Origin of the sequence: Pedobacter gandavensis, from assembly GCF_032678465.1 — a bacterium.
In the GTDB taxonomy this organism is placed as follows: Bacteria; Bacteroidota; Bacteroidia; order Sphingobacteriales; family Sphingobacteriaceae; genus Pedobacter; species Pedobacter gandavensis_B.
On record NZ_JAVTSK010000002.1, the window covers coordinates 682,364 to 707,899 of the forward strand.

General features: G+C 38.4%; 20 protein-coding genes and 1 riboswitch. Of the genes, 13 read left to right on the forward strand and 7 right to left on the reverse strand.

Going from position 1 to position 25,536, the window contains the following annotated elements; genetic code table 11:
• Nucleotides 1-268 precede the first annotated feature (268 nt).
• Nucleotides 269-1,345 (reverse strand): aminotransferase class V-fold PLP-dependent enzyme, encoded by a 1,077-nt coding sequence (locus tag R2Q94_RS06035; RefSeq protein WP_316820546.1) that lies wholly within the window; start codon nucleotides 1,343-1,345, stop codon nucleotides 269-271.
• Between the two features lie 159 nt (nucleotides 1,346-1,504).
• Between R2Q94_RS06035 and R2Q94_RS06040 the strand changes: the two genes are divergently transcribed.
• Both R2Q94_RS06040 and R2Q94_RS06045 read left to right on the forward strand, forming a co-directional pair.
• Nucleotides 1,505-3,829: a glycosyl hydrolase family 95 catalytic domain-containing protein gene (locus R2Q94_RS06040; RefSeq protein WP_316820547.1), complete on the forward strand. Its 2,325-nt coding sequence runs from the start codon at nucleotides 1,505-1,507 to the stop codon at nucleotides 3,827-3,829.
• A 69-nt stretch (nucleotides 3,830-3,898) separates the two neighbouring features.
• Nucleotides 3,899-4,804: an AraC family transcriptional regulator gene (locus R2Q94_RS06045; protein WP_316820548.1), complete on the forward strand. Its 906-nt coding sequence runs from the start codon at nucleotides 3,899-3,901 to the stop codon at nucleotides 4,802-4,804.
• Between the two features lie 10 nt (nucleotides 4,805-4,814).
• Here R2Q94_RS06045 and R2Q94_RS06050 read toward each other — a convergent pair whose 3' ends face one another.
• Nucleotides 4,815-5,198 (reverse strand): iron chaperone, encoded by a 384-nt coding sequence (locus tag R2Q94_RS06050; protein WP_316820549.1) that lies wholly within the window; start codon nucleotides 5,196-5,198, stop codon nucleotides 4,815-4,817.
• Nucleotides 5,199-5,758: 560 nt separating this feature from the next.
• On the opposite strand from R2Q94_RS06050, the gene R2Q94_RS06055 reads away from it, so the two are divergent.
• The 6 genes from R2Q94_RS06055 to R2Q94_RS06080 all read left to right on the forward strand — a co-directional run bounded on the left by R2Q94_RS06055 (nucleotide 5,759) and on the right by R2Q94_RS06080 (nucleotide 15,728).
• A complete protein-coding gene (locus tag R2Q94_RS06055; protein WP_316820550.1) occupies nucleotides 5,759-8,179 on the forward strand; it encodes a family 20 glycosylhydrolase in 2,421 nt (806 codons plus the stop codon).
• Between the two features lie 183 nt (nucleotides 8,180-8,362).
• Nucleotides 8,363-9,280: an SIR2 family protein gene (locus R2Q94_RS06060; protein ID WP_316820551.1), complete on the forward strand. Its 918-nt coding sequence runs from the start codon at nucleotides 8,363-8,365 to the stop codon at nucleotides 9,278-9,280.
• Nucleotides 9,281-9,374: 94 nt separating this feature from the next.
• A riboswitch (cobalamin riboswitch) is annotated at nucleotides 9,375-9,565 on the forward strand.
• 90 nt (nucleotides 9,566-9,655) lie between these two features.
• Nucleotides 9,656-10,963 (forward strand): DUF5074 domain-containing protein, encoded by a 1,308-nt coding sequence (locus R2Q94_RS06065; RefSeq protein WP_316820552.1) that lies wholly within the window; start codon nucleotides 9,656-9,658, stop codon nucleotides 10,961-10,963.
• 244 nt (nucleotides 10,964-11,207) lie between these two features.
• Nucleotides 11,208-13,721 (forward strand): heavy metal translocating P-type ATPase, encoded by a 2,514-nt coding sequence (locus tag R2Q94_RS06070; RefSeq protein WP_410478524.1) that lies wholly within the window; start codon nucleotides 11,208-11,210, stop codon nucleotides 13,719-13,721.
• A 153-nt stretch (nucleotides 13,722-13,874) separates the two neighbouring features.
• Nucleotides 13,875-14,438 (forward strand): helix-turn-helix domain-containing protein, encoded by a 564-nt coding sequence (locus tag R2Q94_RS06075; RefSeq protein ID WP_316820554.1) that lies wholly within the window; start codon nucleotides 13,875-13,877, stop codon nucleotides 14,436-14,438.
• A gap of 129 nt (nucleotides 14,439-14,567) precedes the next feature.
• Nucleotides 14,568-15,728: a serine hydrolase domain-containing protein gene (locus R2Q94_RS06080; RefSeq protein ID WP_316820555.1), complete on the forward strand. Its 1,161-nt coding sequence runs from the start codon at nucleotides 14,568-14,570 to the stop codon at nucleotides 15,726-15,728.
• A gap of 2 nt (nucleotides 15,729-15,730) precedes the next feature.
• On the opposite strand, the gene R2Q94_RS06085 is transcribed toward R2Q94_RS06080, so the two are convergent.
• Nucleotides 15,731-16,048 carry a TlpA disulfide reductase family protein gene (locus R2Q94_RS06085; RefSeq protein ID WP_316820568.1) on the reverse strand — a complete coding sequence of 106 codons (318 nt, stop codon included), beginning with the start codon at nucleotides 16,046-16,048 and terminating at the stop codon, nucleotides 15,731-15,733.
• A gap of 417 nt (nucleotides 16,049-16,465) precedes the next feature.
• On the opposite strand from R2Q94_RS06085, the gene R2Q94_RS06090 reads away from it, so the two are divergent.
• Both R2Q94_RS06090 and R2Q94_RS06095 read left to right on the forward strand, forming a co-directional pair.
• The gene (locus R2Q94_RS06090; RefSeq protein WP_316820556.1) at nucleotides 16,466-17,521 is read left to right on the forward strand and encodes a sterol desaturase family protein; all 1,056 of its coding nucleotides are present in this window, start codon (nucleotides 16,466-16,468) and stop codon (nucleotides 17,519-17,521) included.
• Nucleotides 17,522-17,661: 140 nt separating this feature from the next.
• Complete coding sequence (locus R2Q94_RS06095; RefSeq protein WP_316820557.1) at nucleotides 17,662-18,645, forward strand: YafY family protein; 984 nt, start codon at nucleotides 17,662-17,664, stop codon at nucleotides 18,643-18,645.
• A 66-nt stretch (nucleotides 18,646-18,711) separates the two neighbouring features.
• Here the strand turns inward: R2Q94_RS06095 and R2Q94_RS06100 are convergent, their stop codons facing one another.
• The 4 genes from R2Q94_RS06100 to R2Q94_RS06115 all read right to left on the reverse strand — a co-directional run bounded on the left by R2Q94_RS06100 (nucleotide 18,712) and on the right by R2Q94_RS06115 (nucleotide 22,443).
• Entirely contained in the window at nucleotides 18,712-19,197 is a 486-nt protein-coding gene (locus R2Q94_RS06100; protein WP_316820558.1) for a DinB family protein, read from the reverse strand.
• A 284-nt stretch (nucleotides 19,198-19,481) separates the two neighbouring features.
• Complete coding sequence (locus tag R2Q94_RS06105; RefSeq protein WP_316820559.1) at nucleotides 19,482-20,705, reverse strand: multidrug effflux MFS transporter; 1,224 nt, start codon at nucleotides 20,703-20,705, stop codon at nucleotides 19,482-19,484.
• Nucleotides 20,706-21,198: 493 nt separating this feature from the next.
• Entirely contained in the window at nucleotides 21,199-21,474 is a 276-nt protein-coding gene (locus R2Q94_RS06110) for a hypothetical protein (RefSeq protein ID WP_316820560.1), read from the reverse strand.
• A gap of 273 nt (nucleotides 21,475-21,747) precedes the next feature.
• Nucleotides 21,748-22,443, reverse strand: coding sequence for a hypothetical protein (locus R2Q94_RS06115; RefSeq protein ID WP_316820561.1), 696 nt, complete (start codon nucleotides 22,441-22,443; stop codon nucleotides 21,748-21,750).
• A gap of 473 nt (nucleotides 22,444-22,916) precedes the next feature.
• Between R2Q94_RS06115 and R2Q94_RS06120 the strand changes: the two genes are divergently transcribed.
• The 3 genes from R2Q94_RS06120 to R2Q94_RS06130 all read left to right on the forward strand — a co-directional run bounded on the left by R2Q94_RS06120 (nucleotide 22,917) and on the right by R2Q94_RS06130 (nucleotide 25,404).
• Nucleotides 22,917-23,219 carry a hypothetical protein gene (locus R2Q94_RS06120; RefSeq protein WP_316820562.1) on the forward strand — a complete coding sequence of 101 codons (303 nt, stop codon included), beginning with the start codon at nucleotides 22,917-22,919 and terminating at the stop codon, nucleotides 23,217-23,219.
• Between the two features lie 229 nt (nucleotides 23,220-23,448).
• Nucleotides 23,449-24,045: a TlpA disulfide reductase family protein gene (locus R2Q94_RS06125; RefSeq protein WP_316820563.1), complete on the forward strand. Its 597-nt coding sequence runs from the start codon at nucleotides 23,449-23,451 to the stop codon at nucleotides 24,043-24,045.
• A 351-nt stretch (nucleotides 24,046-24,396) separates the two neighbouring features.
• On the forward strand, nucleotides 24,397-25,404 hold the full coding sequence (locus R2Q94_RS06130; RefSeq protein ID WP_316820564.1) for a YhcG family protein: 1,008 nt from the start codon (nucleotides 24,397-24,399) through the stop codon (nucleotides 25,402-25,404).
• Nucleotides 25,405-25,536: the final 132 nt, after the last annotated feature.

Sequence of the window (25,536 nt, forward strand, 5' to 3'; positions counted from 1 at the left end):
GATCATTTGAGTTAAAAATTATTCCCTGCTGAAAGCATAATGTCTAATTGAAGTAAAATTCTGTAAACACCTTGCTTTTAAGCAGATGTTAATAAAATGACCAGGAGTTTTGCAGGTGGTGATGGTTATTGAAAGACAGTCCTGACAGCAATTTTCTCTTCTTCATCAAGGGAAGGTTAATTAAAACTTAACATGATTTTATAGAATTTAAACGAAATCAACTCAATATTTTTTTAGTAATGGATAACCTGGCTACCGCCTTTATGGATTATTTCTGATCGAGGATATTCAATAGTTGCTCTAGGTCTTCGATCGTATTGTAAACATGGAAGGAAATTCTTAGGCCATTTCCTCGAGGAGTAACCAGAATATTGGCCTCATGAAGACGCTTATTGATATCGTCACTGGTTGGGATATTATAAATTGTAGCATGTTCTGCTCTTGCTACCACTGAACTGTTCAATAATCCACGACTTGCGAAAGCTTTTTTTGCCATATCTCCCAATGACTGTAACCGGTTAGAAATAAAGTCTGTGCCCAGGGATTCAAGGTGTAAAATTGATTGCTTTAAGGTGCCAAAATTTAGGGTATCCAGGTGTCCGGGTTCAAAACAAAGGGATAATAAACTTCTATCCTTTAAAAAGGGCTCAGTGGGCAGCGGGCATTTGATTCTGTTCTGATACAAATGTTTTTCGACATGGTCTTTCAGAAGTACAAATCCATTTCCATAACCCGCAAGCATCCATTTATAGCCGCTACTGATTAAGACATCCAGTCCGGACGCTTCAAAATTAAAATCTTCAGTTCCACAAAACTGTGTGCCATCTCCAACGATTAATAGATCCGGATAGTTTTCTTTTAATCTTTTGAGAAAATTAAGGTTAATTTTAATACCTGTAGCATACTGAACCAAACTAAGTGCCAATACAGATGGCTTAAATGTTTCTACTTTTGCAAGGATGTTCTGCTCAAGATGTTCGTCTGCTATTGCATAATCACAGCTAAATCCTCTACTTTCAACCGGGTAATTAATCGAAGGATAATCACTGGCAATGAGTAAAAATTTATGATCAGTCGATAGTCCATCAAGAAAAGTGTTGAAACCAATCGATAAATTCTGTACGAGAAAGGTATTTTCTACTTTACTATGAAAGAATCCGGCTACATGTGTCCTCACATCCTGCAAGAATTCCCTTTGTAGTAAGCGAAAGTTACTTCCCTGAAGGAAAAAATCCTGGTCATGCATCTTTCTCCATTCCGTAATGGAGGCAGATAAGATACCTGAACTCGCTGTATTTAGATAAGTGCAGTTTGATAGTATGGGAAATTCTGTCTTGAAACTCATAATACGAATATACTGATTACACTAAATTAGCGGTATTATTCGGAGGATAATCCATTAAAATAGTGACTTAATCTATTTAATGATTAAGTTGTGGGGCATAGCTTTGGCTTCAACCACAATAATAAACCTGAAAACCAAACCATCTGAGATCATACCATCATGAATAAAGATTATTTTCTTAAAACCAGTTTCTTGGCTTTAACTATCTGCTTAAGCTTATCCGTCAATGGTCAAAAAGCGAGACTCCCTGAATCTACTTACAACCTGGTGCTTAAAGCGCCGGTGAGCACCTGGGATGAGGCCTTGCCTCTGGGTAATGGTTTAATGGGAGGTTTGCTATGGGGAGAGAAGAATACCCTTAGACTCTCTTTAGACAGGGGAGATTTATGGGATGAACGTACCCATGGAGAAAAGGAGTGGTGGAAAAAATACACCTACCACAAAGGAGCGGAACTGATAGCTGGAAAAGAATTTAATACCGTAAATGATTGGTGGGATGAAGCTTATAATGGCGTTAGTCCAACTAAATTGCCTGCTGGAAGAATTGAACTGATCTTCCCGGATGGAGAAGTTGTTAAAGAATTTGAGCTGAAGGAAGTAACTGCTGAGGGGCTCGCAAGATTCCAATCCGGAGCAGTATTGAATGCTTTCTACAGTGCGAAAGATCCGGTTGCTTTGTTGTCAATCAAAGGTCTTTCCGCAAAAGCAGTACAATTATTGAGTCCAATGGATGTCTACCACCGAAACACAAAAGGGGATGGTGGGCCGAGTAGTGGTGGATCAGTGAGCAAACTTGGTTATCCGGAGGCCGTTAAAGGAAAATCGACCAATGCAGAATGGTATATCCAGGAAGCAGCCGACGGACTTAAATACTGCGTGTATATCGAGACCAGAAAAAACAATAAGGAAAGTCTTATTGCCTTAACCATTACCTCTACAGTGGATGCTAAAGATCCTTTGGCCTTGGCAGCTCAGCGATGTGCAGCAGCCTTAAATAAAGGATATCAGGGCATGCTTCAGCCACATATAAAATGGTGGAAGGAGTTTTGGGAAAAATCCAGTGTAAGCGTTCCTGATACTGCAGTACAAAAGCAATACAATTTAGTGCAATATTTCTATGGTGCAGCATCCCGTTTAAATGCGCCACCTATGCCATTACAAGGGGTGTGGACTGCGGATAATGGTGCTTTGCCACCTTGGAAAGGGGATTACCACAACGATTTGAATACTCAGATGACCTATATGGCCTATCAGCAATCTGGTAGATATGATGAAGGAGCTTCTTATCTGAATTTTTTATGGGATCGTCGTGATTTCTTCCGGGATTTTGCGAGAGATTTTTATGGTACGAAAGGATTAGCTTGTCCGGGAGTAATGTCTTATTCCGGACAGCCTTTGGGTGGCTGGGGTCAATATAGTATGTCGCCCACAATGAGTGCATGGAGTGCTCATTTATTTTATCTACATTGGTTATACACCGCTGATGATACTTTCCTTAAAGAAAAGGCCTATCCATGGAGTTCAGAGGTTGGTGAATGCATGTTGGGCTTATTGAAAAAAGATAGCAATGGCTTGCTGAAACTGCCACTTTCTTCTTCTCCTGAGATATTCGACAATAGTCCTAAAGCCTGGTTGGAGCCCAATAGCAATTATGATTTGATGAGCCTGAAAATGTTATTCCTTTCCCTGAAAGAAATGGCGCTGGAAATGGGTAAAACTATAGAGGCTCAAAAATGGGCGGAAGCGGCTAAAGGCTTAGGTGATTTTCATACCAAGGCAGATGGAACGTTAATGGTAGATGCTAAATATGAATTGCCTCAAAGTCACCGTCATTTATCCAACATTATGGGGATTTATCCTTTCAATCTGATCACTAGCGAAGGCGGTGAAAAAGAAGAACAGATCATTAAGTCAAGTTTGAACAATTGGGATAAATTGGGGACCCGTAGCTGGGTTGGCTATACCTTTTCCTGGATGAGCTGCTTAAAAGCAAGAGTAGGTGATGCAGAAGCTGCAGTGAAAAATCTGGACATTTTTGTGAAGGCCTTTGTTTTGAGAAATGGATTTCATGTCAATGGTGATCAGACCAAAAGCGGTTACTCTGGCTTTACTTACCGACCTTTTACTTTGGAAGGGAATTTCCTGGCTTCACAGGCTGTGCATGAAATGTTAATGCAAAGCTGGAGTTCCAAGCCGGGTGAGTTACATAGCGGTATGATTCGTATTTTTCCTGCAACACCTAAAAAATGGGCAGATGCCTCATTTAATAATTTAAGGGCTGAAGGAGGTTTTATGGTTTCGGCAGTCAGAAAGAACAATCAGACTTCTAGTTTTAGCATCACTGCAGGTAGGACTGGAAAGTTGCGAATTAAGGATAATTTTGGGGGAAGAATACCAAAATGGAATGTCAAATCAGTTGTGAAAAGAGCTGATGTTTATGAGGTAGATCTAAACAAAGGAGAAAAACTGACAGCTAATTTTTAATGGATAATTCGCAGGTATTGCTAGTTTTACCCTATGATAAGTATAATGGGTTTTAACAAAACTACTGATATGAAGAAAATAAAGGTAAGAGATGGATTTGAAGGACAGAAGCTGATTAGCTTACCGGGCATGATCTATAAAAATATGGGTGCTTCAAATGTGTTAAACCAGATTTTTATCACCCATATTGGTTATTTTCCTAAAGCTTCACATCATTTTAGAGAACGCAGAAAGGGCTGTGAAGATAATATCCTTATTTATTGTCTTCAAGGAAAAGGATGGTATGAGATTGAGGATAAGCGTTATCATGTTGAGCCCGGACAGTTTTTTCATCTTCCAGCAACCACAAAAGCGATGAAATATGGAGCTGATGAGGAAAGTCCATGGACCATTTACTGGCTACATTACTCCGGGGCATATATGGATGCTTTTAATACTATGCTCAATATTTCTCTAAATGATGGCCCTAAAGATATTCCTTATAATGAAAAGGGACTTCAGATCTGGAAGGAAATGTATGCGACACTGGAGATGGGCTATAGCAGGGATAACCTGAACAATGCAAATATGTGTTTGTATCATTTTCTATCCACCTTTCTTTATCCGGCCAGGCCTGTTGTCGGTGCAGAAGAAACAGATATGATCAGAGAAACGACAGTCTTTATGAAGGGCAGTTTGGAAGAGCGGTTCACTGTAGAGGATTTTGCAGATCGATACCAATTGTCTGCATCTCATTTCTCCAGCCTGTTCCGACAGTCGACGGGAAGCTCACCAATGGATTATTTCATACAATTGAAGGTTCAGAAATCCTGCACCATGCTCTATGGCTCTAATATAAAAATTAAAGAAATCTCATTGAATCTGGGATATGAAGACCCTTATTACTTTTCCCGCTTATTCAAAAAACAAATGGGAATGTCGCCCGAGCAATATCGATTAACCAATCGTGTATATAAATCGATTGATTCCCTTTAAAATTTACTGCTTATTTCTTTTTCTTCTTCTTTTCCAAATTCTCCTGTCTTCTAAAGGCCACAATTTCACTGACTAACTGGAGTGGGAGTGCTTTTTCTATTGGGAATTTAACGGATCCTTTCGCGAGTTCAAATTCCGATAATTCCTTTTGAAAGGCAGCAATTCCAGAGGGGGCAGGATAAAAGCCGATATGGTTTTTATAAGCCGCAAAATGCACCAGGTTTCCGTTCAGGCTGAAAGTTGGTATGGCATAATTGATGGTCTCTTCTGCCTCAGGAGCAGCTTTCTGAATCGTGGCTCTAAGTTCCTCCAAAATGAGCTGTACACTTTCAGGAAACATCGCAATGTAATCGTTTATAGTCCTGGGTTTAGGGACATCTGATGTATTTTTCATTTGATGAAGATTTTATGGGTTTGTGGATGGTTTGTCTAATTTGGCTTTTGAAAGAAACGCTAGACTCCATATTCAACATTGCAGCAATTATTAATCCAATGGAACTGATTAGTAATATACTTAAGCTTATTCTAGGCTGCAGCCAATTCATTTTTAGATGAATGCTGCTGATGAGTAAATAGGTATAACTCAGTACCCAAACGATAAAAATAAATACCATAATCCATTCCCTGTTTTCAATGGAATAGGCACTCAACTCAGATAATTGAGGCTCGATCAGGTATTTTATAAATTGGACTAAGACCATATGCTTTAACAAAAATATCTTTCTGAGCCTGGAAATTTGCTGTGATAACATGACATAATTGGGGGGGATATGCGACAAGTCAAAGATTATGATTTTGTGCAAACGTTTGTGTAATTTGAGTAGCCTCATTTTCCATTCTCCTTGCTAAAATTTTATTAGACTTGTCTATTGATCTTTTGTGCTGAACCAATAATTCAAACGAATTAAAGTACAAGGGGTTCATAAAAACGCTAATCAAATGAGAACCTAAAATATGAAAAAACTATACGCAATAGCTGCCGGTAGCCTTTTACTAGGCGGACAGGTATTTGCCCAACAGACCGATAGTGTACTGTTTGGAGAAATTGGAAAACAAGTCGCCTTTTCCAGTGGGATCGACTACAAAGACGGTAAGCTTCCAAATTTGAATGTGCCTAAAGGATTTAAAGCCCTTTTAAAAGGATCGGATCGTTTATCAGTCATCAATGCAGCCGGAAAGGTTTACAGTCCCCTGAATACTGTAGAGGTGTCGTTGTTTTATCAATTACAGCGTGAAAGCGACAAAGTCACCATGGATATGCAGACGCTTAAAATAAAAGTCCCGGGACAATATCATCTGCAAAAAATGGCCGTCAACCAACAGCCTTTTGTGATTCCTGCTTTGAGAGAATGGCATGGTTCAACAGGGACATTTCAATTGAAAAAGAAAAGTAAGATTGTCCTGGCGGAGAAAGATCCTGTATTGCAAGGCATAGCCAAAATGCTACAGAAGGATCTTCAGGCCATGAATATCTCCCTGGAAATCAGCTCAGGCAAGCCTTCCACAGGCGACATTTTGCTTTCTCTTAATGCAACTGATAAAGGATTGGCTGAGGAAGGTTATCATCTGAATATCGGAGATTATTTAAAGATCAGCGCTTTGAGTAAGAAAGGCGCAATTTGGGGCACCAGAACTTTATTGCAACTACTGGAACAGGATCCTGAAAATCATCGCATTGTAAAAGGAGAGAGTCGTGATTACCCTAAATATGCAGTCAGAGGCCTTGTTCTGGATGTGGGTAGAAAATTCTTTACGATTGATTTCCTGAGAGACTATGTGAAAATGATGTCTTACTATAAAATGTCTGAGTTTCACATCCACTTAAATGACAATGGTTTCCCCATCTATTTTAAGAACAACTGGGATGATGTACCTGCAGCTTTCCGTTTAGAGAGCACAACTTACCCTTCACTAACGGCTAAAGATGGTCATTACACGAAGAAAGAGTTCATTGCATTGCAGGATATGGCTGCAGAATACGGTGTAGATATTATTCCGGAAATTGATGTACCTGCACATTCACTGGCCATCACCAGAATCCTACCTGAAATCGGCAGTAAGAAATATGGTCCGGATCACCTGGACTTGTACCACCCAAAAACCTATGAGATTGTAAGTAATATCTTTAAAGAATACCTTGAGGGTCCAAATCCTGTGTTTAAAGGAAAGGTGATGCACATTGGTACCGACGAATATGCGAAAGCAGAAGCAGAAAAATTCAGGTATTTCACCGATTATTTCATCAAATATGTACAGGGATTTGGTAAAGAAGCGCGCGTTTGGGGTGCTTTAACACATGCTAAGGGAACGACTCCTGTAGTATCAAAAGGAGTAACTATGAATTCCTGGTACAATGGTTATGGGGAGCCTAGAGAAATGAAAAAACTAGGTTACAATCAAATCAGTACACCAGATGGTTGGTTATATATTGTCCCAGCTGCAGGTTATTATTATGACTACCTGAATTTAAAAAATATTTACCGGAAATGGGAACCTGTTAATATTGGGAATGTGACTTTCCAGGCTGGGGATCCTACCATTATTGGTGGAATGTTTGCCGTGTGGAATGATAAGTCGCCGGGCGGAAACGGCATCACAGAGAAGGATGTTCACGACCGTGTTTTCCCTGCTTTACAGGTGTTATCTCAAAAGATGTGGGCTGGTACAGACAGCATTCCTTTTAAAGACTTTCTGGTTAAAGGAAAGGCGGTTAAAGAAGGGCCTGGTGTCAATGTTGCGGGTTATGTATTAGGTAAGGATTCACTGGTTCTGAACTATAACTTTAACAGCCCGACGATAAAAGATCAGTCTGTCTACCAAAGAAATGCGGCAATCAAAAATAATGTACGTTTCGAAAAAGGTCATGAAGGAAAGTCATTAAGCTTATCAGGCGAGAATAGTGAGGTAAAACTTCCTCTAAAAGAGATTGGTTATGGTTATACCGTTTCTTTTTGGATAAAGCCTAATCCGAATTCAATTGGAGAACGGGTGCTATTTAGCTCAGAAAACGGGGTGTTTAAATCTTCCACTAAATCTCAAAAAATAGGTTTCTCCAGAGAAGGAATGGATTATGAGTTCAATTACCAATTGCCATTTGACGTATGGACACAGGTGCTGATCACCGGAAGCCCTAAAGGAACTTCATTATATATCAATGGAAAACTTCAGGAGAAGATGATGGGTAAGGAGATCCTGTTTCCGGATACCAAAGCGAATATGTTAAGGGTAGAAACTTTAGTATTTCCTTTGCAGAATTTAGGAGCCTTGAAAAATGGTTTCATTGGTGCAATTGATGATTTGAAAGTCTTCAATAAAATCCTTTCTGATGAAGAGATCAGTAAAGATTTTTCTAATACAGTAAAGATTTCAAAATAGGGAAGTCAATTCCACAGGTAAAGCGCCCGGGTCCATAAGGTTCGGGCGTTTTCTGTTGTATAAGTCCTGGATTTATTGCGGATTTGGATTTCAAATGATGTTTCTCGAGCCGCATAAAAATGAGGAATACGAACCATTTTTAAATCAGGATTATTAACTTGCTATTGCATAAAAGCAGTCTTAATGTCTAAAACCACCTATACCTCACTAAAAAAGTACTACAATGATCAGGAGAAATATCTTTTTCTTGGCAATGGGATGAATCAACTTTTAAATGTAATTTCCTGGGATCAGCTGATGGAATCCGTTTGTCGCAGGTTAAAAGTGGACATTAAAAGGAATGATAAACCCTACCAGTTGTTCTTTGAACAATTGGCCTTTGATATCAATAGTAAACGTTTAGTGGAAGAAAATATAAAGGAACTAAAGGAGATTATGGGGGCTGAGGCCATGAAGTTAATGCCGAACTCACTGCTTCAGCGCATCATTGGCTCCGGGTATTACCGCCATTACATGACCAGTAATTATGATTATTGTATTGAACGGGCGATAGATCCAAATTTCGACTCACAGCAATTCAAGCACCTCAAAAGACCTAAATACAGCCTTTATAGATACAATCTTGTTAATGATACTAAGGTTTGGCATATTCATGGAGAATGCGATAATGGTTATAGAGGAAAGTTAGCCAATTTCCCGGAAGCCTCGATTCTAATTGGTTTCGAACATTATGCAGATTATCTGGAAAAGATCCATCACTTGCTCAAAGATCCTTTAGGTAATGGTCTTTCAGTATTGTTAGACAAGTCCCAGGAAAACTGGGTACACTTGTTCTTTACCCGGGATATTGATATCCTGGGCTTTGGTCTTGATTTTACAGAAACGCACCTTTGGTTCATTATTAATTTCAGAGCACGCTTGAAACGAAAAGGGGCAAAACTGTTAAATAAGATACGCTGGGTCATTCCCGAGTTTAGTGCTGCCAGACAAAAAGATAGGATTGAGATTCTAACCTCATTGGGAATTGAAGTAAAACTCATTCCGGCCCCGGATAAAGATTACACTCGATTTTATGTGAATTTCATCAACACATTCTGCTAATGATCAATAATAATGGCAGGAGAATGCCGATTTTTATAAAATAAGAATATAGGAACTATTGTGGTTTTAGTTCTAAACTACTCAGATAGATTTATATCTTTGCGCCGCTTTTGGTTTCCGGACTCACACCCGGAATTAAAAGGGAATCTGGTGTAAATCCAGAACTGTCCCGCAGCTGTAAGCTCCTTAACCGAGGTACATTCAAAAGGTCACTGTTTCGAAAAAATGGGAAGACCGTACTTAGGGGAGCAAGTCAGAAGACCTGCCTTTAGCATTTATGATTCATAGCTTTCGGGGATTGAAGCTGGAATGAGGATACCTTTCGTGTATAACCATTTTTTTATCATTCCGTCTGCTTATGTTTTAATGCATAAGATGAGAATAAAACAAACCATAGCAGCAATGTTTTGCCTGGGTATGCTAGCCGTATCCTGCAAAAAAGAAGAAACAGAAATCGCAAAATTGACCTATCAGCATGCGAGCGATAGCCTGATTACCGTAAAAATGGACAAGGAGATGATTCTGGCACCGCAAATCAGCGGAAAAGCCAATCATTACCAATGGATAGAAAACGGTAAGGAAGTGGCCAGTACCTCAACGTATACTTTTAAAAAGGCAGATCCGGGAATTTACAATATCGAATTTAAGGTAGAAAACAGTAAAGGAAAAACCTCACTGAATTACAGGGTAAAAGTAATCGGACCCTATGGGGCGGGCGTTTTACTATTGAGTTATACAGATGAGACTGGCTTGGGAAATTCTGGTATTTCCCATTTAGATGAAGATGGAACCATTCAATTAAATGTATTTTCAAGCCTGAATCCAGGTGCCTCTCTATCACCCGAAGCAAATCAACTTTATCAATTTAAGGATAAATATTACATTACTTCATCCAGTGGACCAAACTTCCTGACGGTTGTTGATGCACAAACTTTGAAGTTGAATTATGTCATCAATAAATCTGCTGTGAGCAACGTTACTTATTTCGCCACCACAGATGGGCTAACCGGGTATGTTAATGTGACCAATCGCAGGAAATCCGGATTGTATCCAGTTGACTTGACCAATAGAAGTATCAGCTCTAGTATTCTGGAGGGGAGTAAAGAGGTTAGCCTGACTCCAATCAATACCGTTAACCAGGCTGTAGTGACAGGAGCAGGGAAACAATTGATCAAAATAGAAGGAGGTAAAGTGGTGGTTCTGAATACCTATAAAGAAAATGTTTCCGGACTGGCTAAGACTACTGATAATAGCTATTGGTTAGGTGTTCAGGGTAGCTCAGCCAACAAGGCTAAATTTGTGAAACTGGATAAAAACAATAAAGGAATTGACTCTGTGGAACTAGAATCCATTTTCAAAATTCCAGCCAATGGTGTGCTGACTTCAGGAGGTAAAGATGAGTACCTGTATTGGCAGGAAACCTCGAGAGGTGTGATTTGTAGATTCAATACCCTTACTAAAAAAGCGGAAGAGTTTGTAGACCATGCAGATGCAGGGATCATATTTGCTACTTGCTGGAAGGTCAACCCAAAAAATGGGGAACTGTATATCGCAGATAGTCCGGAGATATTTTCTGGAGGCGAACCATTTAGTAACCTGTACATTTTTGATAAAACCGGAAAACTAAGAAAGGAAGTGAAAAAAGCAGGATATCAAATTACAGATATCGTATTTCCTCAATAAATCACTATAAATTTTTAAATAAAAAAGAGTCTTAGCCATGCTAAGGCTCTTTTTTATTTAGCGGCAATTGCGGTTTATTATGTAAAAAAAGCACCAAATTGTGTAAATCTAATTTTAGTTTTCTAAGTAGGTTTGTTTGAACAAGAGCAGGAATTCTCCGAATTCCTCCTTGCTATACCTGCGTCATATAAACTATCAGGTAATTTCAGATGTTAATTGAATAAATAAAATACCTTTCAATATGATGAAACATGCTTATATAGTAACGGGAATGACTTGCCAGGGTTGCCGCATTAAAGTCGAAAATAGATTGAATGAAATAGATGGTGTTTCTGCTGTAGTTACTTTAGAGCCTGCAGAAGCCATCATTACAATGGATAAACATATCCCAACAGCGCAATTACAAAAGGCACTTTCTACCCTGGGCGACTATAAGATAGAAATGAAAGGGCATACTGAACATCATCATCCACAACAGAAATCAGTTATTGCTCCTCACCAAAAAGTTACAGCGAAAAACTATACTGAAGGGATATATTATTGTCCAATGCATTGTGAAGGGGATAAAACCTATGATAAACCAGGTCAATGTCCAGTATGTGGGATGGATTTATTAAAACAACCTGTGTTAAAAAGAACTACACAATTTACCTGCCCGATGCATCCTGAAATCATTAAAGATCAGTCTGGCGCTTGTCCCATTTGTGGGATGGATCTGGTGCCAATGGGATTGGATGTAGAGGCGGAAGATCATACTTATGAAGATTTGTTGAAAAAATTTAAGATTGCTGCAGTTTTCACGATTCCTATTTTTATCATCGCCATGACTGAAATGGTTCCCGATAACCCGCTATTTAAGCTTATGGATCTGAAATATTGGAACTGGGTGCAGTTTGCATTTTCTTTACCAGTCGTATTTTATGCAACCTGGATGTTCTTCAAGCGTGCCTGGAGGTCTGTTGTAACCTGGAAACTGAATATGTTTACCTTAATTGGAATTGGTGCAGGTGTGGCCTGGCTATTTAGTATTGTAGCTATGCTTTTTCCTGATGTCTTTCCAGATCAGTTTAAGACCCATCATGGGACAGTTTATGTATATTTTGAAGCAGCAACAGTGATTTTAACTTTGGTGTTGTTGGGGCAGTTGTTAGAAGCCAGAGCTCATGGAAAAACGAATACTGCCATCAAAGAACTCTTGAAATTAGCTCCAAATACTGCGACTAAAATTGTTGGCGACAAAGAAATGACCGTTTCTATTGATGACATTCAAAAGGGAGATTTGTTAAGGGTGAAACCGGGTGAAAAGATTCCTGTTGATGGCCGTGTAAAGACAGGCGAGCTGAGCATTGATGAATCAATGATTACCGGTGAACCTGTGCCAGTGGAGAAAAAACCAGGGGATAAAGTGAGCGCAGGAACAATTAATGGAAATAAAACCTTCGTTATGGTTGCTGAAAAGGTAGGCGCTGAAACACTTCTATCACAGATTATTGAAATGGTGAATTCTGCCAGCCGTTCTAAAGCACCCATTCAAAAGCTTGCAGACGAAATTTCAGGTTATTTTGTTCCCGTTGTGGTATTGATTGCGATTGCCACTTTTGTGGTATGGGCTATCTACGGACCAGATCCGGCCTATGTTTATGCCTTTGTGAATGCCATCGCGGTATTGATTATTGCCTGTCCATGTGCTCTTGGTCTGGCCACACCGATGTCGGTAATGGTTGGTGTAGGAAAGGGTGCACAGTCAGGTATACTTATCAAAAATGCTGAATCTTTAGAGAAAATGAACAAAGTTGATGTCGTGATCATTGATAAAACAGGAACAGTAACTGAAGGAAAACCTTCCGTTGAAGCAGTGGTCAGTGCAAATCCGGATTTTAATGAAATGGATATCCTTTCCAGAATCTTGGCCTTGAACAGTAGCAGTGAACACCCTTTGGCGGAGGCAACAATGCGTTATGGAGCGGAGAAAAATCTAAAGGTACCAACTATATTGAACTTCGAAGCGGTAACGGGTAAAGGTGTGACTGGTCAACTTGCGGATGAGGATCTGGCATTAGGCAATCAAAAGTTAATGGAGCATGTAAGGGCTGAAATTACTACTGAATTAGAGGAACAGGTAAAAGCTGCACAAAAATTAGGTAAAACAGTGTCCTATCTATCTGTAGGAAAGTCTGCTATTGGTTATGTGGTTATTTCTGATAAGATTAAGGCATCCAGTGCAGGAGCGATTCGTAAACTTCAGGATGAAGGCTTGCAGGTGATTATGTTTACCGGCGATAATGAGGACACTGCGAAGGCTGTTAGTGAGCACTTAGGGCTGGATGGTTTTAAAGCGCAAATGCTTCCTGAAGATAAATTAAATGAGATCAGGAAACTTCAGGCTGCGGGTAAGATGGTGGCTATGGCTGGTGATGGAATTAATGATGCTCCTGCGCTTTCTCAGGCCGATATTGGCATTGCTATGGGCACCGGTACGGATGTGGCGATTGAAAGTGCAGCAATTACTTTGGTCAAAGGCGATTTAAATGGGATAGCTAAAGCAAGGTTACTGAGCCATAAGGTAATGGGAAATATCAAAGGAAATTTGTTTTTCGCTTTGGGATATAATGTGCTAGGCATTCCTGTAGCTGCAGGAATACTTTATCCCTTTTTTGGAATACTGCTGTCTCCAATGATTGCGGCATTGGCCATGAGCTTTAGTTCTGTTTCAGTCATTCTAAATTCATTAAGACTGAGAAGCGCTACAATAGAATGAGGCTTAACTGCTGGGCGTTAACGTGTAATTCAGCTTTTTCCGATAGAATTGTACAAGAAGGACGCCTTATAATGGTGGGAAGTAAGAGGGGACATTTTACTTTATCTAAGTGAATACCAATATTTTTTCCGATTTTTAGGTTAAACAAAAACTATGCGCCCCTCAAAGCTTGCAGTCTACCGTCGAAAAAAAGGATTGACCCAGGAAAGCCTGGCGGAACTCTCAGGTGTGACTACCCGTACCATTCAACGAATAGAAAAAGGTAGCGTGGTTCCGCATGTACAAACCTTGAAAATATTGGCTGGTTGTCTGGAAATAGACCCGGAATTATTAATGGATGAACCGGAGGGGAGGGTATCTGAAAAGCAAGTACTACAAGGAAAGTCGGATGTGCCATTAGCCCCATTATTCCACCTCGCTGCGCTTATCGGTTTAAGTTTACCTATCTTAAACATCATACTTCCATTCGGCCTTTGGTTGGTGCTGAGAAATCAAAACCAGGAGTATGAGCAGCAAGGAAAACAGGTGTTGAATTTTCAACTCAGCATGAGCATGTTGTTGTTTCCAGCTATTGCCTTGATGGTCTGGTATTTCCCTATAGGCTTTCCAATCAGCGCCTTGATTTACGTGTTTATGGTGGTGATGACCTTATTGAATCTTTACCGTTCTGTGAAAATGATCCCGGTAAAATATCCATGGTCTTATGGTTTTTTTTGATTTCAGGAAGACGAAAAATTGAAAATGTCGTTTTTTTGATGGATTAGGGCTGATTTGTCGGGTAAGTGACACCTTGATGTCGTTGTGAGGGATTGGATTTAGTCGGAGATTTAGTAAAAAAAACGAAACATGAAAAAACTAATTCTCTTCATAATTTGCTGTTTTGGATTAACAGTAAGTTATGCACAACAAGCCAAAATGATTAAAAGGCTTAATGGTAAAAATGTTACTGCTACGGAGCTTATCACGAGATTGAATCAGATTCTGGATAGTGGAAAGGTAACTGGATTACAGGTCGCAATTATCAATCATAAAAATATTGCCTGGACCCACAGTTTCGGCTTAAAGAACCTGGAAAAACAAGTGCCATTAAATGATAGTACGGTGATGTATGCGGCTTCGTTAACCAAAGTGGTTTTTAGTTATTTGTTCATGCGCCTGGTAGAACAAGGGATTTTCGACCTGGATAAACCTATACATGGATATTTGAAATTGCCAATTAGTGAGTACCCTAAATGGAAAGATCTCGGGGAGGATACAGCCTCATTCAATAAAATTACTCCAAGGATGATACTCAGCCACAGTTCCGGTCTGCCTGTTTTACGTAGTTTATACGGTAATAAACTGCGTCTGATTGCTAAGCCTGGGGAAAAGTATTACTATTCAAATGAAGGAATGAACCTGCTTGGATTTATAGTAGAGGAGTATACCGGAAAGGGACTGAGAGAATGGACCAGGGAAGAAGTATTTGGTCCTTTACAGATGAACCATACCAGCATGATTTGGGAACCTGTATTTGAGCAGAATTTCTCCTATGCCTACTTTAAGGACGGTAAAAAATATGGTTCAGAGCGAAGGGAAAGTAGTCGGGCAGCCGGATCGATGAGTACTACCGCTGTAGATTATGCGAAATTTATTTCTAATATTTTAAACAAGAGGGGCTTATCTAAAAAATCCTATGGGGATATGTTATCTGCACAAATATTTATACATACAGAACGTGGCTTTGGTTCAAGAAAAGATAGCCTGACTACCGAAAATGATAAGATTAAATTATCCAGAGGATTGGGGCCAACCTTAATTGTAAGTCCCTATGGATCTGCTTTTTTTCATGGCGGTCATGGCGAGGCCAATCAGAATTATTTCATTGCCTTTCCGGAAAAAGGAATTTCAGTTGTATTAATGAGTAACAGTGAAAACTTTGAGCGTGTATCTGATGCGATTCTTGAGGCTTGTATTGCCGACAAGTATTCACCATTGACCTGGCTGGGGCATTTTGACAGCCATTAGATTCAAATGGAGTGTGAAATAGTCCTCAGGATCAAGCTTGATTTTGAGGACTGTTCTCCTTTAAGGCCCCGGGCAATGATTACCCCGTTTGGATCCAAAAGAAAATTATCCGAAACTCCACGAAGGGAAAGACTTTTTGCCACTGCATTGTCGAATCCCCTAAGATCAGAAACATGGGTCCAATACAATTGATCTGCTTTGATCGCTTCCAGCCAAAATGCTTTTTTCTGATCTAGGGATACGGCCAAAATGTCAAAGCCCTTTTTGGCATATTTCTGATAAGCGGTAACTAAATATGGGTTTTCCTTTCTACATGGAATACGCCAGCTTCATGAGGAGTAATACTGCGCTGAGTATTAACAGTAGATTTTTCTTATTCTTACTTGTCGTTAATTCATAGTGGAATGATAAATCATTATTGGGTTTGTATCTGACACTTAAGTTAGTAAATTTACTATGGAAATTTTTTTTTAGAAAAAATAAACCATAGGTGGAATTTGGAAATTACTGAATGTTGTTGATCCCTGCAGTCATTTTTCTCTAAAATGTAAATCCTGTTTTCAGAAAAAACCACTAAAATTTTCTTTTTATAATGACTTATGGAAAAACATTATTATATATGCGTGTACGAATTTGAGGTTGCTGTTGAATTTAATTGTTAACTTACAGTAACCGTGTGAGGTAGGTGTTTTTTATGTAGAATAAATAGTTCTAATTGATTTTAAATTACACACATTATGCTAGACTTTTTTCATTCCATTTACGAATGGATCATCGGCTTTTTCGGAGTCGGTAATTTTATTAAAATCGCTAATTCCGGCGATTACAAGGCTTTTTTAACCTATGACGGTTTTACTTCAATTATAGGGCCATTGTTTCCAATTGTTCTGGTCGTTGAAATCTTCGTGGCTTTAGTCATGAAAAAGTTTAATGCTATTGACTATAAAGTTTCTTTCTGGTCTTATGTACTAAATGCTTTTATCGGACGATTCATCTCTATAGCCGCTATTGTATTCTGCATCGGTCTTTTTGAGCAGTATGCAATTTTTAAAACCACTTTTACCTGGTATTGGTTCATTTATGGCTATATCGTATGGGAGTTTGCACACTTTATCTATCATTATTTGGGACATAAAGTGCGCTTATTTTGGTGCCTGCATTCTACGCACCATGCACCACAGGCAATGAATCTTTCTGTGTCCTATGCGCATTTTTTTCTGGAAGGTCCTTATGCGGATGTGATCAGAACTACGGTATGTATCCTTTTAGGCGTTAACCCAGCGATGTTATTTGTAATCATGTTTATTGATGGCTTTTATGGAGGTTTTATCCATATCGGCGAACACCTCATGAAGGAAGGTAAGCTGGGCTTTATGTCTAAATTTATTTTGACACCTTCACATCACAGGGTGCACCATGCTAAGAATCCATTGTATATGGATACAAACTTCTGTAATCTTTTGAACATCTGGGATCGGGTGTTCGGCACCTACCAGCCCGCAGTAAAGGACCTGCCAATTGAATATGGAATTACCAGAGAAATGAAACCCAATAGTTTTCTGGATAGTTATTTTGGTGAGTTTGCCTGTTTGCTCAAAGATGTTTACCATGCGCCAGGTTTGAAAAATAAATTTCTGTACATTTTTATGCCCCCGGGATGGAGCCATACCGGCGATCATAAGACGGCAACTATTACCAAAAATGAGTTTCTCAAACTTCAACGCAAAAGCTATCAACCTGAAATACAAGCAGTATTTAATACCGCTAATGAGCAAAGGGTGGTGCAGGATTAAGAATTAATAATTTTTAACCTCATTGTAGCGATCATATTTAGCGCTTTGGGTTAAATGAGGCCTGCATAGGATAAATAAAATTTGTTTAGAATTCCTAACTTAGTTGTCATAATCCTTGATTTGAATAGGAGTAAAGAAATATGATTGATGATAGCCCAAAACGTTTTGATAGGATAGTAGCCATTCTAATCCAGTTACAGTCTAGCAGGATTGTCAAAGCACAGGAACTGGCGGATCGGTTTCAGGTGAGTCTTCGTACAATTTACCGTGACATCCGTAGTCTGGAAAGTTCCGGTGTACCTATTTTATCCGAAGCTGGCTCAGGTTATTCGATCATGGAGGGCTACCGTTTGCCGCCAGTGATGTTTACCCGTGAAGAAGCGGGTAGCTTTGTGGCTGCGGAGAAACTGATGCAACAACTGACTGATAAAACGCTTGGTACCAATTTTTGTTCAGCGATGTTTAAAGTGAAATCGGTGTTACGGAATAAAGATAAAGAGTGGATCAGTGCATTGGAGTCGCAAATTCTTGTCAGTCCGGGGCAGGTGCTTTTCAATCATAAGGTACCAGATGCGCTAGAGATCGTCATGGAAAGTATTGCATCACAGAAACAGGTAGACTTAAAATATCAGGCATTTGAAGCGAATGAGCCAGGACAACGAACCATTGAGCCTGTTGGGCTTTTCCATGAAAATAACTATTGGTATATTTTAGGATATTGTCATTTGAGACAGGACTACAGGCATTTTAGAACTGATCGTATTGACCAGATTAAATTGAAAGATGATATTTTTCTGAACAAACATCCTTCGTTGGATGAGTTAAGAAATAAGGAAGTCACGAGGGAGGAACAAATCCGGGTTAGAATTCTTGTAGAAAAAAAAATCCTGAAGTATCTTCAGAAAAGTAAAAAACTATATGGTTTTGTAAAAGAGGAGGATAGGGGGATTCATGTAGAAATGACCTTTATGATTTGTGGTGCCTATGAAGGTTTCCCACGCTGGTACTTAACATTTGGCGATTATGCAGAAATACTGGAACCGGAAACCATGAAAGAGCAAGTGTACCAGCTGGCAACGAAAGTGATGGCCAACCTTGGCATTGAAGATCAGGTGTCTATTTAGGTTTTAAGATTTACCTGTCCCGGATATTACCGGAAGACAGGCAAATTTTAAAGAAATAGTTGTTGATTATGGTCTTTCATAAAAGAAAGGTGGCGTAATTCCCATGCTTCTAAGATATACATAAGCTTCTCCACGATGGTGTATCTCATTGTCAATAAAATAGAAAATTGTAGACCATGTGCTACCTTTGTACTGACCAAAAATGGTAATCTCTTCACCAAACTTTTCCTCAGGAATTTGTTCCCAATACGTATTGATGATGTTGCTGGCCTCGTCCCAAAGTTGAAGTAGTTGTTCTTTTGTGTTAATGCCTTCAAAATGTTCATTAAGTTCACCAATGTTTCCTGTGGCAATTTCCTTGATACCTGGTCCGCCTATCCCTAATAATTCCATGACCATTCCTGAGAAAGTACGCATTCCTCCAATTGAATATTCAAAAAGTTCTTTTTCAGGAAAGGCTTCTATGACCCTGCGTGTTAAGGAACGATGTCCTTGCCAATGTGCCAATAATTCTGTTGTGCTGATAATTTGAGCTGTTGTGTTGGTGTTCATGATATTAAATTTTAAGATGAGTTGATTGAATAGCACAAACGTAAATCCAGGTACTGACAACAGTATGTCAACAGTTTTTTTATGTTGAAAATAATAGATTAATCCTACTCTATAAGCGCATCGATAAGTATCATCATTGATAAGCTTTATGGAAAAAATCACATCATATACTACTTAGAGAGATAGCGACTGTTGGAACCTTTATAGAACTGATGCATCTTGGGAGTAAACAGCTATCTTTTGAGAAGATTAGGGACATTGCGGTCCAGCTGCCTGAGTTGGACTTACGGGAGCTCAGCTGATTGATTTACAGTTGAGTCTTTTAGGTTGATCTTATTTTGGTACAATAAACAACTTAATGCAAGAATCGTGCAGCTCCACATGACCAGAATCATAGGGTATGCGGTGTGATCATGGAATGCGCTTAATATGGTTGTGATTAAAAAAGCAGATAAATAGCTCAGAGCACCAATCAATGCAGAGGCAGAGCCTGTAACGGTAGGAAGGGCGGCCAGATATAAAGCGGTGGTATTAGGTAAAATCAGGCCAAGCATGGCCAGGAAGAGGAAGGCAATCGTTAGCAATAAAGATAAAGGACCATTAAAGTAAATGACAAGTACCATTCCTGCTCCGCTGAATAGCTGAAAGATCAATGCAAATTTTGTAATGACCTTAAGTTCAAAGTATTTTAACAAGCGGGTATTGATTAAACCTGCGCAGATGATTCCTACTGCAAAAGCAGAAAAGATGAAACCAAATTGTTGCCGACTGAGGGAATAAACCTCTGTGAATACAAAAGGAGAACCAGTGATCATGGCAAATGCAGCACTATTGCTGACGGCTCTGACCAGAGCATAGTTTAGAAAGGAAGCATGTTGAATACATTGTTTATATCCTGCCAGGATACCTTGTAAATTTATAACCTTACTTTCATTTGCTGGTTTTCCAGCCGGCAGAACGGTCAAACACCCCAGTAGACCGATTCCTGAAACGATGGCCATGATTAGGAACAACAGTTTCCAGGTAGAGGCATCTGAGAGTAAACCACCAATCATTGGGGCAAGAATAGGAGAAACTCCCATTAGAATCTGAAGCAAGGTAAACACATGTGCTGCATTTTTTCCTTTGTATAAGTCGTTTACCAATGCTCTGGAAATGACCTGACACGCGCTTCCAGCAAGGCCTTGTAAGAAGCGGAGGACCAATAAGAGGGTAAAAGAGCTGGTCAGCATACAGGCGATGCTACAAACAATATAAACAGCCAATCCTATTCTCAGCGGTGTTTTTCTGCCCCAGATATCAGATAGCGGACCAATGAACAGTTGTCCAAGTGACATCCCGAACAGGAACAACGTGATGGTGCTCTCTATCCGAACGATTGGTACCTTGAAATAGGCAGACATGACGCCAAATGCCGGCAAATAGATATCGATGGAGATAGAGCCAATGGCTGTTAAAATCCCTAATGTAAGTGTAATGAGTAAGGTATGGGGATTTGTTTTCGACATGGCTGCAATACAGATTGGTTATCTGCAAAACTTAGGTTACTTTGGTGCTTTTAATATAGGCATAATCTAAGTATTTATAAGCGACAGTTGATGAGGAAATTATCTATGCAGATCCTGCTGACTTTTATCCATCTCTACCGGACATTTAAACTAAAATATTGAGAAGAAGATGTGCTTAAAAATGCGATCATTGCAAAATGTCACTTATCAGGGAAATTTCTTTTACAGTTTTCAAGGGCTAGCAGGTGTCAACTATAATCTTTGAAATCTATAGTTATGACGTTTTTAATAAAATAAAAAGGTTCTATGAACCTTTTTATCTTTACTTCAGGAAAAATTTTCTAATAGCGTATGCTGAATGATTTTGTATTGTTTTTTGAACCTAAAATTAATCCTTGTCTAATAGTGAATAAATTTACTGAGACATTGCTAATGTTAAGTAAATTGGAAGCCGCAGTTGCCAGGTTTATTATTTGAACAGCCTTTCCAGAATTTAATGAACAAGGTCTGATTTTTCAGTACAATGTTCAAATGCAGTTGTAATCTCCTTCAAAATTTTTAGACTAAAAGTATGTCTACCTATCAGCCATCTTTTGATTTCGTCAGGATTGATGTCAACAGCAAGGGCAAGGGTATGTTCTGAAAGTCCTTTGTCTTCTAAGGTTTTTGCAGTTTGACTGGCGATGTCTATATTTAGCTTAGCGAGCTCCTCGATAGCAGGGTTTCCGCTCTCTTCCAGCCAGATGGATACGAAATCGTTTTCTTCCATGTATGTATTCTTAATGATGTAAATAATCCAGGACTTAGGTCCCTCTAGTTTAGTGGCAGCAAATTTAGTGATAAAAGCTGCATTTATACAAGACAGAAATTGGGGTTTTTGGAGAGGGTATAAGTATGTGTTTATTTGTAAATCAATTAAAATGCTACTTTAAGTGTTTCAATTTTTTGTTGAAGCTACGTTGTATATGCTGAAGTAGCAGGTATTCTGCAAAGGGATTTTTTTCTCTTCCTAATAATAGCTTAAATCAATTGAAGCTATAGTTTATCTGTTGAAAATTCGCGGAAACTGATGACGGTTTTTATCAATTAAAACTGCAAGTCGATAATTCTCTTCTGAGTCTATCGCGAGATTCTCGATCTCCTCTATGATATAAGCAAAGGGATTTTTTCCCACTTTACGATTGCCTCCGTTTACGAATGTACTACGGTTAAAAATGTGCATTATTCCATCTTCTACAAATGTATTCGGGCGATCTTCTCCTATGAGATTGATATCACTGTTGTAATATCTGCGATTTAGGCTCTTAATGGTGAATATAGAATCATTAATGAAGTCTTCCTGATTGATTACATATTTGTTATAGGTATCGATAACAGACTGTATAGTCTGTGGTCTCAGAAAGGGGAAAATCGGACCTAGCTGAAGAAAATGCTCCCCCTGGGTATGTTCTAGCAATACAGTAGTCATCTTATCCGAGGTAAGTTCCATTTCGATCTCTGGAGCTTCTGCTTTATATACGTTGATTACTCTAACTTTTCCTGAGCGGAAAAAGTTTCCTCTAATCCTGCCAGAATCGGTATTGACAATAATTTTATCAATCTGAGGTATCTCTTCAAGTTTTTCGATCATTAAACTATAAAGTTCATTGTCGCATATTCGTTCAAAATGCCTGTTGGGAAAGAAGTATCCCGCTTCTTCAGGAATGTTTAACAATGCAGTTAAGGGAGCGTTATTCATCGTTAGAATAAGTTGATTTGGAAAGCTAATGTACGAATCGTAATGCTTGATGCGGTGGTAAAAATTAAAAAATTTATAGCTCTATATTTATGTAATCATTACCATATGAAAAGATCACCCTTTACTACGTAACAAAATAGATTATCATTGCCTTTGTTTTGGGTTTTTCAAGTGAAATAAAATCCTGAAATCAATTAATTTCAGGATTTTAACGTTTTGTTACTATTTCTGGTCATGCCGCTGGTATCGGAACCTATTCCAAAATCAATGTTTATATAGTATCTGGTGTGGTTTTTAGATTCGACTCACCGAATCACTCACCACTTTTTTTTTACTGTTTAATTGCATTGGGATGTATTATATATAGGACTAAAATTTTGTTTAATAAAAAAGCATAAGGTAAAATTCTCATTAACTTCATAGGTTAGTTTTTATTAAATTATTGTTGTGATTTATTTGAAGTAAAAAAAGATATGAAAGTCATTTGGCTGGTTGTTTCGTTATTAATTCCATTTTTTTTGTTTGGGCAACCTATTCTAGTAGTTGAAGGCCATGCGCCAAAATTGAAAGATGGTACTGCGATTTATTTTAATCCTGTTTATCCATATCGCTTAACAAAAGAAGAGGAGAATAAAAAGGTTAATCATAATAATAAGAAGTTATTGTTAAGAATGGTTTGTTCAATGCAAATTTTAAGTTGGGAAATGGCGAGCTGTTTTATCTTACTTTGGAGAATGGAAACTCAAAATTACTTTGTGTTGGCCCAGGTCAAATGAAAATTCTGATACCTTATTCAAACTTCAACAAAGCCAAAATTGAAGGTAATGAGACAGCTTTAGAATTTAATTCTTATCAAGGGCGGATATCAATGAGCAGATTAACGAATGAGAAGATAAGTGCGTACATCGATTGAGAAATGGCCAGGCACCGAAATTGGAATTAAATTTGTTATCAAAAAGGTGCAAAAAGCTTGATTCATTGTCGACTCTGTTTGAGCAGGAAAGGATGGAAGATGATTTAGATTGGATGAGAAAGCATCCAGCGTCATTTATTAATACGTTTGTTTTACATGAAAATCTAGAACGTATGACGGAGTCTTTTATAAAGAACCTATTTGAGACTTTTCCTCAAAATGTTAAGTTAAATAAATATGGTGAAGACCTCCAATATATGATAGATCATCTTTTCATTGGTGCAACTGCTCCTGTTTTCTCGCAAGCAGACACAAGTGGTCGTGTCGTTAGTTTAAGAGATTTTAGGGGGAAGTATGTTTTAATTGACTTTTGGGCATCATGGTGTGTCCATTGTCGGGCAGATAATCCATACCTAGTAAAGGCGATTGAAAAATACAAAGATAAAAACTTTGCCATTTTAGGGGTTTCTCTTGATACAAGGAAAGATTTGTGGCTCGAAGCAATTAGGCAAGATGGTTTGAACTGGACTCATATATCTGATTTAAGTAAATTTAATAATGAGGTTAGTCTAAAATACAATGTTGATGCTATTCCAAATAATTTTTTGGTCGATCCTAATGGAAGAATTGTAGCCAATAACTTAGGGGCTGAATCCATGTTAATTATGCTCGATCAATTAGTAAAATAATGTATTATAATCATCAAAATTTACAATTCAAAACGGCCTCATAGCAGTCTATTACTTAAACAAACTTACGACTTACCAACAAATTCAGCGAATGTATCGGGACAAGCTGTCGTACGTCTCAATTAAAAAGATATCCATATGTATTGGTAAAGAAATTACCGATGAACTAATTTTTCGCTTCTTGTGTATTCTTACGAGCTATATACTTTTTGGAAGTTTTGCTCATTAATTCCAGAGCTAATTGTTCGATATAAAAAGTAGTCGCTCCCTTACATTAAGCTCAAGTTAGGACAGCAACTCTGTAAAATAGCAGGATAATGACTATTCTACTATTTCTACGTAAGTTTGAATATGGAATTGACAAAAGGCCTTATACAGCAAATACAAGCCGTTGTAATCAACGCACAATCAAAGGCTATTCGCGCCGTTGATACCGAAAGAGTATTGATGTATTGGCAAATAGGTAAAATAATTTTTGAGGAAGAGCAACAAGGTAAAGAACGGGCCGATTATGGGAAATACCTTATTAAATCTATATCAGATGAATTTCAACCACAATTAGGTACAGGGTTTTCAGTTCGTCAGTTGGAAATGAACAGGCAATTTTATAGAGCTTTTCCAAATACGAACGCACTGCGTTCGCAATTCAGTTGGACGCATTATAGAACACTTATACGAATTGAAAATCAAGATAGAAGAGATTTTTATATGGCTGAAGTAGAGAAGAATAATTGGACAGCAAGGCAACTGGAACGTCAAGTAAACAGCCAATTGTTTGAAAGACTCTTATTGAGTAACGATGTGCAATCCGTGCTTGCGGTAGCCCGTGAAGAAAAATTGCCCGCTAATGCAAAAGAAATTATCAAGGATCCAATGGTATTGGAGTTTTTGGGTCTAAGGAGAGAAGCAGCTTACTACGAGAAGGATTTAGAAACTGCTATTATTACGCATCTTCAAGATTTCATTTTAGAGCTAGGTAATGGCTTTTCTTTTGTTGCAAGGCAAAAGCGTATACATATTGAAGGTGATGAATTTTTTATAGACCTGGTTTTTTACAACCGTCTATTGCAGTGCTTTGTAATTATCGAAATAAAAACCACTAAACTTACCCATCAAGACATTGGCCAGTTGCAGATGTATGTAAATTATTTTGATAGATTTGAAAAACAAGATTTTGAAAATCCATCTATTGGTATTTTGTTATGCACGGATAAAAATGATGCAGTAGTAAAAATATCTCTTCCAGAAAATAACAATACCATAATCGCTAGTAAATACCAACTCTATTTGCCAACTGAACAGCAGTTAATTGATGAGGTGAAGAAGGAAATAGAAAAACTGGACAATGAAGAAAAGTAAGAAATAAATCTAAATGAGTTTAATAGAGGTCAAATCTTAGATAACCATGAAATGGAAACCTATATCAATTTGATAATTGCTTGTAAGCGAGTGAAATCTAATGAACTTTTTATGGAGTTCAGGCAAAAGTGA

Excerpts from the sequence above, each read along its gene's own strand:
- R2Q94_RS06055 (WP_316820550.1), top strand. The coding sequence starts at position 5,759 with ATGAAAAAACTATACGCAATAGCTGCCGGTAGCCTTTTACTAGGCGGA.
- R2Q94_RS06095 (WP_316820557.1), top strand. The coding sequence starts at position 17,662 with ATGATTGATGATAGCCCAAAACGTTTTGATAGGATAGTAGCCATTCTA.
- R2Q94_RS06080 (WP_316820555.1), top strand. The coding sequence starts at position 14,568 with ATGAAAAAACTAATTCTCTTCATAATTTGCTGTTTTGGATTAACAGTA.
- R2Q94_RS06045 (WP_316820548.1), top strand. The coding sequence starts at position 3,899 with ATGAAGAAAATAAAGGTAAGAGATGGATTTGAAGGACAGAAGCTGATT.
- R2Q94_RS06040 (WP_316820547.1), top strand. The coding sequence starts at position 1,505 with ATGAATAAAGATTATTTTCTTAAAACCAGTTTCTTGGCTTTAACTATC.
- R2Q94_RS06070 (WP_410478524.1), top strand. The coding sequence starts at position 11,208 with ATGAAACATGCTTATATAGTAACGGGAATGACTTGCCAGGGTTGCCGC.
- R2Q94_RS06120 (WP_316820562.1), top strand. The coding sequence starts at position 22,917 with ATGAAAGTCATTTGGCTGGTTGTTTCGTTATTAATTCCATTTTTTTTG.
- R2Q94_RS06130 (WP_316820564.1), top strand. The coding sequence starts at position 24,397 with ATGGAATTGACAAAAGGCCTTATACAGCAAATACAAGCCGTTGTAATC.
- R2Q94_RS06105 (WP_316820559.1), bottom strand. The coding sequence starts at position 20,705 with ATGTCGAAAACAAATCCCCATACCTTACTCATTACACTTACATTAGGG.
- R2Q94_RS06100 (WP_316820558.1), bottom strand. The coding sequence starts at position 19,197 with ATGAACACCAACACAACAGCTCAAATTATCAGCACAACAGAATTATTG.
- R2Q94_RS06090 (WP_316820556.1), top strand. The coding sequence starts at position 16,466 with ATGCTAGACTTTTTTCATTCCATTTACGAATGGATCATCGGCTTTTTC.
- R2Q94_RS06065 (WP_316820552.1), top strand. The coding sequence starts at position 9,656 with ATGAGAATAAAACAAACCATAGCAGCAATGTTTTGCCTGGGTATGCTA.
- R2Q94_RS06035 (WP_316820546.1), bottom strand. The coding sequence starts at position 1,345 with ATGAGTTTCAAGACAGAATTTCCCATACTATCAAACTGCACTTATCTA.
- R2Q94_RS06050 (WP_316820549.1), bottom strand. The coding sequence starts at position 5,198 with ATGAAAAATACATCAGATGTCCCTAAACCCAGGACTATAAACGATTAC.
- R2Q94_RS06115 (WP_316820561.1), bottom strand. The coding sequence starts at position 22,443 with ATGAATAACGCTCCCTTAACTGCATTGTTAAACATTCCTGAAGAAGCG.
- R2Q94_RS06110 (WP_316820560.1), bottom strand. The coding sequence starts at position 21,474 with ATGGAAGAAAACGATTTCGTATCCATCTGGCTGGAAGAGAGCGGAAAC.
- R2Q94_RS06060 (WP_316820551.1), top strand. The coding sequence starts at position 8,363 with ATGTCTAAAACCACCTATACCTCACTAAAAAAGTACTACAATGATCAG.
- R2Q94_RS06125 (WP_316820563.1), top strand. The coding sequence starts at position 23,449 with ATGGAAGATGATTTAGATTGGATGAGAAAGCATCCAGCGTCATTTATT.
- R2Q94_RS06075 (WP_316820554.1), top strand. The coding sequence starts at position 13,875 with ATGCGCCCCTCAAAGCTTGCAGTCTACCGTCGAAAAAAAGGATTGACC.